Consider the following 2256-nt stretch of genomic DNA (forward strand, 5'->3'; position numbering starts at 1 on the left):
TAGTAAAGCTAGTATGCTTAGTTTTTACTCGGGTTGCAGCGAGTTAAATTGATTTTACCAAAAAAGCACTGTTCGCAGCAGTGCTTTTTTATTTAACTATTTTATTTTATCACATAATACTACTTTTTTCTATTAATTGTTGCTAATTGTGTTTTCCACTCGTTGTTGCTAATTTTAAAAGCTTTTGAGTAGAATAATTAATATATATTTCATTTAAAGCAAGATTATCTTCTCACTTAAAGTATTAATTCTACAAGGTTTAACCAATTCATATGTTTTTCTAAATATATCAGGCTTGCAAGGATATAACTCTCCATTAACACCTTTTATTATGTAATCGCCAATATCAGCAATCATTGTACCTTCCAATGCTTCAATTGCTAGCTTCCCATTATCGTAGCTATTATACTTAATAGCATTGTTCTCAAATGCTTCAATACCCCATCCTGGTATGTAATAATTTCCTTCTTTGTCTACAAAATCACCGTCATACCTAAATGCTTCAATTTCTACTGGTTTCTTTCTATACTTCATCTTAGTTATCTCCCATTCTTAATTCGACTTTTGTTTCTTCAATATCTCCTTCATTTATCATCTTATTAAAATACGAAATAGGTATTGAAGTAAAGTGAACATAATCTTCAAATTGTAATATATAACTCATTTCAAAGGAATCTTTAGAAGCTTCCTTATTGTCAATCGCTACAACTTCAAATTCTATTCCAGTTGTTTTATCTTTATATTTTTTAGCCATAATTTTAATCCTTTCTTTTACTATTTTTGCACTAAAAAAGCACCCTAACTATTACCGTTAAAGTGCTCTTATCTAACTTTTTCACCATTTTTATATGCTTTTTTTGCTTCTTCAAGTGTCATTTTATTCGGTCCACCATCAATATTTAAAATCCCAGTATTTTCCCAACCACATTCGTCACATATATCCCACGCTTCTACAATTGTTTTCTCACATACGGGACATGGGAATTTTTCAATTTCTTTATTCATTTTCAATATCCTTTCTGTATTGCTCTAAATAATATTCATAGCCATTATTTGGTTTCATATATGTTTTTATTTTCCCTTTATCATATATTACAATTTCATTAGATTTTTTATCATAAACTACATGCCTACCTGATTTAGTCTTATATCTATGAATATTTTCACTCTCTGCTTTACCTAGAAGTTCTTGTGACTTCTTCAAATACTCTTCTTTATTTTTATACCCAAATTCACTATTGTGCTTATTAAAGTGACCATCAAGTGATTTTTCACTTGAAAAAATGGACTTTTTAAGACTGTGTCTCTCTTTAATCTCTTCAAGTTTATTAGTATTATTATACTTCATATTTTGGAATTTTTCAAAGCTTTTAGGGATTTCTTTGCCATATTTTATTTTATAATCCTCATACTGTTTTTTATCAACATGTCTGTTCTTCCACTTCTTTTCTTTTAAAAGATATTGAGGATTCGTTTCTACATATTTTTTATACCACTCTCTATAACTTAAATTTGAGTCAACATAAATATTTTTTCCATTTTCATCTCTAGCTATCCTTACACTATCTTCCAAATCATCAACATCAACTGGAACAGTTGTAGACCTACAATGTGGATGCATAGGTGGATAATTAACTCCTGGAACTGCCTCACTTAAACTAAACTTTTTCCCATCTAAATTTCTGCATATTTCTGATGTTTTGATATCCAAAGTAGCTAAATACTCATAATCTTTTACATCAAAGACTTCATACATCTTTAAGTCACCTTGAGAACAAGCATAAGCATGCTCAGTATTAATCAATCTTTCTGCTACTTTTTTGAAGATTCCATTGTTTCGGCTATTTCTCTAGCACATTGTTTAAGATCCTTACCTTGAACAGTAGCCTGTGTTAGTTGCTCTTCGATAACCTCTTTTAATTTTGTTCTGTTATTCCAAAGTCGTTTAGAATAATGCTTACCACTCCATGGAAGTTTAATAATATTCTCTACTTCTTCCTCTGAAATCATATTAAAGACACCATGAACACCTAAATACATATTCCATGCAACACCTCATGTATTAAAGTTGCTTGTTTTTGCTCATCTGAAAATTCATTATTTAAATAAATTTTATTTTTATCAAAATGAATCTCTCCATAGCAGTCGCCACTTACTACATTCAATCTTGCCTTTTCTTTTTCAATGTGTTCAATATCAAATTCTTTCCAACCTATTTTTATTTTATTCATCATTTTAAATATCTCCGCTTAATGT

General features: G+C 29.4%; 6 protein-coding genes. All 6 read right to left on the reverse strand.

Going from position 1 to position 2256, the window contains the following annotated elements:
- Nucleotides 1–213 precede the first annotated feature (213 nt).
- Nucleotides 214–534 (reverse strand): hypothetical protein, encoded by a 321-nt coding sequence (locus tag BM120_RS10590; RefSeq protein ID WP_091995831.1) that lies wholly within the window; start codon nt 532–534, stop codon nt 214–216.
- A 1-nt stretch (nt 535) separates the two neighbouring features.
- Nucleotides 536–754 carry a hypothetical protein gene (locus tag BM120_RS10595; RefSeq protein WP_091995833.1) on the reverse strand — a complete coding sequence of 73 codons (219 nt, stop codon included), beginning with the start codon at nt 752–754 and terminating at the stop codon, nt 536–538.
- Between the two features lie 68 nt (nt 755–822).
- A complete protein-coding gene (locus BM120_RS10600) occupies nt 823–1005 on the reverse strand; it encodes a CPCC family cysteine-rich protein (RefSeq protein ID WP_091995836.1) in 183 nt (60 codons plus the stop codon).
- Nucleotides 998–1804, reverse strand: a complete 807-nt coding sequence (locus tag BM120_RS10605) for a minor capsid protein (protein ID WP_242941614.1) — start codon at nt 1802–1804, stop codon at nt 998–1000. Before BM120_RS10605 ends, BM120_RS10600 begins: the two co-directional genes overlap by 8 nt.
- Nucleotides 1805–1812: 8 nt before the next feature.
- On the reverse strand, nt 1813–2040 hold the full coding sequence (locus BM120_RS11165; protein ID WP_242941615.1) for a hypothetical protein: 228 nt from the start codon (nt 2038–2040) through the stop codon (nt 1813–1815).
- The gene (locus tag BM120_RS10610; RefSeq protein ID WP_091995838.1) at nt 2031–2234 is read right to left on the reverse strand and encodes a hypothetical protein; all 204 of its coding nucleotides are present in this window, start codon (nt 2232–2234) and stop codon (nt 2031–2033) included. Before BM120_RS10610 ends, BM120_RS11165 begins: the two co-directional genes overlap by 10 nt.
- Between the last annotated feature and the right edge of the window lie 22 nt (nt 2235–2256).

Origin of the sequence: Peptostreptococcus sp. D1, assembly GCF_900112955.1 — a bacterium.
GTDB lineage: Bacteria > Bacillota > Clostridia > Peptostreptococcales > Peptostreptococcaceae > Peptostreptococcus.

Coding starts and splice junctions, on each gene's coding strand:
- BM120_RS10590 (WP_091995831.1), bottom strand. CDS start 534: ATGAAGTATAGAAAGAAACCAGTAGAAATTGAAGCATTTAGGTATGAC.
- BM120_RS10595 (WP_091995833.1), bottom strand. CDS start 754: ATGGCTAAAAAATATAAAGATAAAACAACTGGAATAGAATTTGAAGTT.
- BM120_RS10600 (WP_091995836.1), bottom strand. CDS start 1,005: ATGAATAAAGAAATTGAAAAATTCCCATGTCCCGTATGTGAGAAAACA.
- BM120_RS11165 (WP_242941615.1), bottom strand. CDS start 2,040: ATGTATTTAGGTGTTCATGGTGTCTTTAATATGATTTCAGAGGAAGAA.
- BM120_RS10610 (WP_091995838.1), bottom strand. CDS start 2,234: ATGATGAATAAAATAAAAATAGGTTGGAAAGAATTTGATATTGAACAC.